6 protein-coding genes are annotated in these 7,347 nt (G+C 61.4%); all 6 read left to right on the plus strand.

The genetic code is table 11. The features are described from left to right. Positions 1-321 precede the first annotated feature (321 nt). The 6 genes from ENJ19_10105 to ENJ19_10130 all read left to right on the plus strand — a co-directional run bounded on the left by ENJ19_10105 (position 322) and on the right by ENJ19_10130 (position 7,031). A complete protein-coding gene (locus ENJ19_10105) occupies positions 322-714 on the plus strand; it encodes a GtrA family protein (protein HHM06077.1) in 393 nt (130 codons plus the stop codon). 51 nt (positions 715-765) lie between these two features. Then, positions 766-2,067, plus strand: a complete 1,302-nt coding sequence (locus tag ENJ19_10110) for a glycosyltransferase family 4 protein (GenBank protein HHM06078.1) — start codon at positions 766-768, stop codon at positions 2,065-2,067. Then, on the plus strand, positions 2,064-3,452 hold the full coding sequence (locus ENJ19_10115; GenBank protein ID HHM06079.1) for a phenylacetate--CoA ligase family protein: 1,389 nt from the start codon (positions 2,064-2,066) through the stop codon (positions 3,450-3,452). Before ENJ19_10110 ends, ENJ19_10115 begins: the two co-directional genes overlap by 4 nt. Positions 3,453-3,695: 243 nt before the next feature. Continuing rightward, positions 3,696-4,925: a hypothetical protein gene (locus ENJ19_10120; GenBank protein ID HHM06080.1), complete on the plus strand. Its 1,230-nt coding sequence runs from the start codon at positions 3,696-3,698 to the stop codon at positions 4,923-4,925. Beyond that, positions 4,918-5,733, plus strand: a complete 816-nt coding sequence (locus tag ENJ19_10125) for a formyl transferase (GenBank protein HHM06081.1) — start codon at positions 4,918-4,920, stop codon at positions 5,731-5,733. The genes ENJ19_10120 and ENJ19_10125 overlap by 8 nt, the downstream gene beginning before the upstream one ends. Next, positions 5,712-7,031 carry a putative O-glycosylation ligase, exosortase A system-associated gene (locus ENJ19_10130; GenBank protein HHM06082.1) on the plus strand — a complete coding sequence of 440 codons (1,320 nt, stop codon included), beginning with the start codon at positions 5,712-5,714 and terminating at the stop codon, positions 7,029-7,031. The genes ENJ19_10125 and ENJ19_10130 overlap by 22 nt, the downstream gene beginning before the upstream one ends. Positions 7,032-7,347 lie beyond the last annotated feature (316 nt).

Raw genomic sequence — 7,347 nt, forward strand, 5'->3', positions numbered from 1 at the left:
GATAATCCTACCGGATTATTGTCGTGGTACGGGGATGTGCTGCCCTTGGTGCCGGCCGATGGGGGCCAGCGAAACACCCGTCATCTCGAAAAATGGTGAGTGGATTTCGCGGGCGGCAATCGAACAGCGGAGGATGGCCTGTTCGATTGCCGAGTCGGTGGCGTTCGTTAAAATTCGAACTCGCATCATGTTTCTGAGCAACGTGTGATTGTTCAAGTGTCAGAGGTTGCAAGGTGGTGTTGCATACAGAGTTCGTGTCACCGCGGTATACAGAAATAGTTTTTTTTGAGGTGATTTTGCCGGGCACTGGCGGTGCACATTATGGTTTGGAATAGCGCGGCGGAGCGGCGCAAGCTTCTCAGATTTCTGATCGTAGGTGGTGTCAATACCGCCGTGACATACGTGTTGTATCTGTTGCTGCTTTATTTGGGTCTGCCCTATATTGTGGCGCTTGCTGTTGATTATGCGATAGGTATCGGTCTGGGCTACGTTTTAAACTGCCATTGGACATTCCAAGCAAGCCAGCGTCATTTATGCGGTGTGTTGAAATATTGTGCTAACTATGCAGGAATCTTTGTGATTAATTTGGCGTTGTTGATTTTGTTCGTTGAGACGTTTGATATGGTCGAGGCGCTCGCTCAGATTCCTGCTCTCGCGTTGGCGACGGTGGTGAGTTATGCCGCGCAACGCTTTTGGGTGTTCAAATCGGCGTGAGCATAGGTTCGTTGAGGGTCGCTTGCTGTTGTGTGGCGCTTGGTATGTACTATGGGTAAGTGGGTGGGTTCTGACTGTTCGTCAGATGAGGACGCAGGAAAGAAGCGTTTTATCGGTGCCGGGGGGGTACGCTTACTCGTGTTGTCCAGCCTCTTTCCCCGGCCGGGCCAGGAAAAAGCCGGTTTGTTCATCCGTGAGCGCATGTTCCGCGTGGGCCGGGTGTTGCCGTTGGTGGTGGTCTCGCCGGTGCCGTGGTTTCCGCTGCAGGGTTTGATCCGCCGTTGGCGGCCCCATTACCGCCCGCCGGCGCCGCGCTGGGAGCGGCAGCAGGGGGTGGAGGTGTATCATCCCCGCTTTTTGGCTCTGCCCGGTCTGTTTCGGGCGTGGGACGGTTTCTGCATGGCCCTGGCCTGTGTGGGCTTGCTGCGGCGTTTGCGGCGTCGTTTTGACTTTCAGCTCATCGATGCCCATTTTGCCTATCCTGATGGCTATGCCGCGACCCGTTTGGGGCGTTGGTTCGGTGTGCCGGTATGCATCACCTTGCGCGGTACCGAGGTGCCCCATGCGCGGGACCCTGCCAGGCGCGCGCGCATGGTGCGGGCCTTGAGTGATGCCGCGCGCGTGTTTGCGGTGTCGGATTCCCTGCGCCGGCATGCCATGGCCCTGGGGCTTCCGGGAGACAAAATCCGGGTGGTGGGCAACGGTGTGGACACTGAAAAATTTTATCCTGTGGATAGGGCCGCGGCGCGGCGGAAACTGGGTTTGGCGGCAGATGCAAGGGTGTTGATCACGGTGGGAGCGCTGGTGGAGCGTAAGGGTTTCCATCGGGTCATCGAATGCCTTCCGGCTTTGGTGGGGCGCTACCCTGATTTGCACTATCTCATCGTCGGCGGCGCCAGCCCGGAGGGGGATTGGCGCGCTCGCCTCGAGCGGCTCGCGGCACAGCTCGGTGTGCAGGAACGGGTGCATTGCCTCGGCGCGCTGCCGCCGGAGGAATTGAAAACACCCTTGTCTGCCGCGGATCTGTTCGTGCTGGCCACGCGCAACGAGGGCTGGGCCAATGTTTTGCTGGAGGCCATGGCCTGCGGCCTGCCGGTGGTGGCCACCGACGTGGGCGGCAATGCCGAGGTGGTGTGCCGCGATGAGTTGGGTATCATCGTGCCCTTCGGCGACAACGCTGCTCTGCGGGATGGCATCGATCAGGCTTTGCGCAAAGCCTGGGACGAGGACGCTATCATCGCTTACGCCCGCGCCAATTCCTGGGATGACCGGGTGCGGGTGCTGTGCGAAGAATTCAATCGTTTGCTGCCCGCACCGGGCGCCGCAGCGCAAACGGAGGAGACGGCGCGGTGATTCCGGCCTTGTCCCGCCATGTCGTCTATCCGTTGCAGGAAGCGTTGCTGCGTCGTCCCACCTTCGCTTATCTGCGGGAGCTGGAGCGCAGCCAGTATTGGTCCCGGGAAGCGCTGGAGCAGCTGCAGCGCCGCAAGCTCCAGGCCCTGCTTCGCAGCGCCGCCGCCCATTGTCCCTGGCACGCCGACCGCATCGCCGCGGCCGGCATCGAGCTGGACCCGGCGGCGCCGCCGCCCACCCTGGCTGATCTGCGCCGCCTGCCCACCATGGCGAAAAAAGACGCGGTGGAGCACGGCGCGCGCATGCGCTGGCTGGGCGTGCCTGGGGGGGCGGAGAAATACAACACTGGCGGTTCCAGCGGCGAGCCGTTGGTGTTTTACTTCGGCCGGTGGCGTCAGGCCTCCGACGCCGCCGGCCGCATGCGGGCGCGGCGCTGGTGGGGGGTGGACGTGGGCGAGCGCGAGGTTTATCTGTGGGGTGCGCCGGTGGAGCTGAGCAAAACCGATCGCATCAAAACCTTGCGCGACCGTCTGCTCAATCAACTGGTGCTCAACGCGTTCGACATGTCGCCCGCCGCCATGGATGAGTACCTCGGTGCCATCCGTGCCTACCGGCCCCGCTGCGTCTACGGTTACGCCAGCAGCGTCGCCCTGCTGGCGGCCCATGCCCAGGCGCGGGGCCGGCATTTGCGCCTGCCCGGCCTGAAAGTGGTGTGCACTACCGGCGAGCCTCTCTATCCTCACCAGCGCGAACTCATCGAACAGGTGTTTGGCGTGCCGGCGGCCAATGAATTCGGCAGCCGCGACATTGGTTTTACCGCCCACGAGACACCAGAGGGGCAGATGCTGCTTATGAGCGAGAGCATCATTCTCGAAGTGCTGAACGAGTCTGGTGAGCCGGTGGCGCCGGGGGAGACGGGCGAGGCGGTGATGACGGGCCTTTGCTCCGAGGCCCAGCCCTTCATCCGTTACCGCACCGGTGATGTGCTCCGCAACAGCGATGAAGCGGCGGGCGCCGGCCGGGGTTTGCACGTGATCGGCGAGGTCCTGGGCCGCAGTACGGATTTTGTGGTGCGCGCCGATGGTACAATCATGCACGCGCTGGCGGTGATCTACGTGCTTCGCGCTGTGGAGGGCTTGGCAGCCTTTCGTTTTATTCAGCATGCGGTGGATGAGGTGGAAGTGATCTACGTCACCAATGCCAAATGGCGTGCGGACGATCAAGGCCGGATTGCCCGGGGCTTGCGCGCCCGCATGGGTGAAGGGACACAGATTCGGTTGACCGAGGTGGACAGCCTGCCAGCCACCGCCTCGGGCAAGCACCGCTATGTGGTCAGTCACGTTCCCTTGGGTGGCGCTTTGGAGGCAGCCCGCGGGACGTTGTAACACGGGTCTCCCTTAAGATCCCCCGCCGTTAGGCGGCATTGTTGTTTTTACCCCCTCTCCCCTTGAGGGGAGAGGGACGGGGTGAGGGGTGAATATGCTCTGAGGTTGAAACTGGAGTCCTCATCTATACCTCTCCCGGTCTTGGGAGAGGGGACAATCGGCCGCGCGGCCGGTCAATCCGGCTTGTCGCCGTAACATGAAGCCACCGGCTTTAGCCGGTGGCGTATTCACTGACGGAACATCATGGCATTACGGAAATTGCTCACTCTGCCGCTGCGTTATAAGCCCTGGCGGCCGCGCCATGCGGCGTTGATCGCGCGGGACATTGTCTCCCTGTCACGCCAGCTTGAACGTGGGCACGGGGATCACGCCAATGCAGCGCTTGATTGGCTGTGCCACGCCCAGGATCAGCGCGACGGCCAGATTGACGCCGGCAGCGTCTCGGCCGGCTGGAGTTTCGAAGACGGCTGGCTGCCCGGCTATCCCGAGACCAGCGGTTACATCGTTGAAACTTTTCTTGCCGCTGCGGAGATTCTCAAGCGGCCCGGGCTGCGGGAACGGGCCGGGCGGATTATCGACTGGGAGTTGTCGTTGCAGCAGGACGACGGTGCCTTTCCCGGCCATTTCGGTGAAGCGGGCAGTCATCCTGTGATCTTCAACACCGGCCAGATCATGCACGGCATGGTGGCGGCTTACACTCAGCTTGGCCGCGATGAGTGCCTGGCCGCTGCCGTGAAAGCCGGCTACTGGCTCAAGGCCCAGCAAGACCCGGACGGCTGCTGGCGCCGCTTCGAGCACAACGGCGTGCCCCATGTGTACAACACCCGTGCCACCTGGGCTTTGGTGAGCACCGCTTTGCTGGCTGGCGACGAGGTGTTGCAGGACGCCGCTGTAAAGAATCTCGACTGGGCCTTGAGCCAGCAGACGGCATCGGGCTGGTTTCGCACCAACGCTTTCACACCGGACGCCTCCCCCTTTACCCATACCATCGCCTATGCCATTCGGGGGTTTCTGGAAAGCGGTGTGTTGTTGGACGAGTCGCGTTACCTGGACGCCGCCCTCAAGGCGGCGCGCGGTCTGGCGGCACAGCAGCGTGACGACGGCTGGCTGGCGGGCACTTACGACGAGGGCTGGCGGCCCACCGCCCGCTATTGCTGTCTGACCGGCGTGGCGCAGATGACCCTGAACTGGCTGCGCCTGGCGCAGGTCACCGGGGATGACAGTTGGCGCGAGCCCGCCCGACGTGGCATCGGCTACTTGAAGCGCAACCACGATTTGACCAGTGCCGACCCCATCATCCGCGGTGGCATTCTGGGGTCGGCCCCCATTTGGGGCGCCTACTCCCGCTTTGAATACCCCAACTGGGCGGCCAAGTTTTTTGCTGATGCGCTATTGATGACGATGACCGACAGCGTCATTCCGGCGCTCCCAAAGCTGACCGAGGCGCCGCAGGAGGCCCGCGCCGGTGGCTGATATACGCGTCATGATCTTGTGCGGCCGCTCGCCGCGCCATTTGTACGTGGCCAACCGCCTGTGCCGGGCGGCCGAACCGGTGGCCATCGTGCAGGAGACCGGCAGCGAGCTGAACGCGGCCAAAATAAAAAAACTGCTGTCGAAGCCCAGGCTCCTGTGGCGCAAGATGTGGCGCTGGCTGCGCGACCGGCGCCGCTATACCGGCAACGGCGAGGCGAGGTATTTTTTCGGCGACGATGAGCCCGCCTTGGAGCGTAAAGATTTACGGGTGGACGTCGCTCATATCAACGACCCCAAAGTGGTGGCGCTGGCCGAGGAGCTCAAGCCGGACGTGATCGCGGTGTTCGGCACCTCCCTGATCCGGGGGGGCTTGCTGGAAAAAGGCAGGTTGGGCATCGTCAACCTGCACGGTGGCCTCTCCCCCCGCTACCGTGGGGCGGATTGCACGTTTTGGGCCTTGCACAACGGCGAGCCGGAGCAGGTGGGCTGTACCTTGCATTTTATCGATGCCGGCATCGATTCCGGTGATCTCATCGCCCACGTGTGCCCCGAGGTGAAGGAGGGCGACGATGAACTTACCCTGTTTTGGCGGGCGGTGCGGGACAGCGCCGGCGTGTACGCGGAATTACTGGAGCGCCTGGCTGCGGGCGAGCGCTTTGGGGCAGTGCAGCCGGAACGGGGCAGGCTTTATCAAGTGAAAGACCGGTTGTTGCGGCACGAACGCCATCTGGACCGGCGCTTGGCGGAGGGTCTGTTGCGTGGTCTTGATCTGCCCCGGCGGGTACGCTGGTTTGGCAAGGCTGTCTGAGAGCCGCCGTGCGCGCCCTGGTCGTCACCCTGATTGTGTTGGGCAGCCTGCCCTTCATTCTGACCAAGCCCCACATCGGCGTGTACATGTGGTCCTGGCTGGGCTATATGAACCCCCACCGCCTGGCCTGGGCCACCGCCCTGCCCTATGCCCAGATCGTCGCGGCGGTGACCCTGCTGGCCATTATTTTCACCAAGGAAGAACGCAAAATCCCCTGGACCCGGGAGGCGGTGCTGCTGTTGATCTTTGTCCTGTGGATGTGGTTCACCACTTTTTTTGCTCAGTACCAGGATGTCGCCTGGCTCAAGTGGGACAAAGTGTGGAAGGTGCAGCTTTTCATTTTCATCACCCTGATGTTCATCAATACCAGGGAGCGCTTGCAGATACTGGTGTGGGTCATCGTGGTGTCCATCGGCTTTTTCGGCGTCAAAGGCGGGATATTCACCATTCGTTCGGGCGGGACCCAGTTGGTGCTGGGGCCGGAAGGGTCCTTCATTGCCACCCGGGGCGAGATCGGCACCGCCCTCAACATGGTGCTGCCCTTGATGCGCTATTTGCAGTTGACCATGACCAAATGGTGGGCCAAATACGCCTTCACCGGTGCCATGGTGCTTACCGTGCTGGCCATCGTCGGCACCTCTTCACGGGGGGCCTTTCTCGGCACCTTGGTGGTTATGGCTTTTCTGTTCATCAAAAGCCGCGGCAAATTTATGATGCTCATCTTCATCGCGGCCACCGCCTACGGGGCGTACACCTTCGCGCCGCCGGAGTGGAAAGAGCGCATGCACAGCATCGAAACCTACGAGCAGGACGCTTCGGCCATGGGCCGGATAGAAGCCTGGAAATACATCATCCGTGTGACCGCCGACAGCCCCATCGTGGGCGGTGGTTTTGACATCACCGCCGGCAGGACAGCGGCCCACAGCATCTACTTCCAGATTCTGGGCGACCACGGCTACGTGGGGCTGGCCCTGTTTCTGGCATTGGGTTTTATGACCTGGCGCACGGGCAGTTGGGTCAGAAAGCAGGCGAAGAAGCACACAGAGCTGCAATGGGCGGGTGACCTGGCCGCCATGACCCAGGTGGGCATGGCGGCCTATGCCGTGGGCGGTGCCTTCATCAGCCAGGCCTATTTTGATTTGATTTATCACTATATGGCCATCATTGTTATTTTGAAAATGCTGACGATGAAGTACCTGCTTGAACATGGCATGCTTCGGACAGAACTGCGCGGTGCATTTCGCGGAACGCGCGGGGCGCCGGGTACGGGATATGCGGAAAAGCGAAAGGGTGATTAGTGTGAAGTGCGCGAACGGCTTGTTCCTGGCTAGGCTAGAGGGCTCATTGCGCGTTGGGAGCGTATTGAATTGTTCGGCACAGATTTTGCCTGAGGTGCGGGCGATGGAGTTCCAGGCAGTCTCCACGGCCGACACGACTGTACCTAGTCTTCCAACCCCGCCGCGCATCCCGGGCTTGCTGACAATGCCGATCTGGGTTTTCTTTGGTCAGAGATAATGTATTGAATTCAGGGAAGAATAGTTGTTGAAAATGATAATCTCAGAGATTTGTATTCTTTAGGGCCAGAGTGGCAAATCCGTTGGCACGCCCGGATAC

This window comes from Gammaproteobacteria bacterium, from assembly GCA_011375345.1.
Taxonomy (GTDB): Bacteria; Pseudomonadota; Gammaproteobacteria; order DRLM01; family DRLM01; genus DRLM01.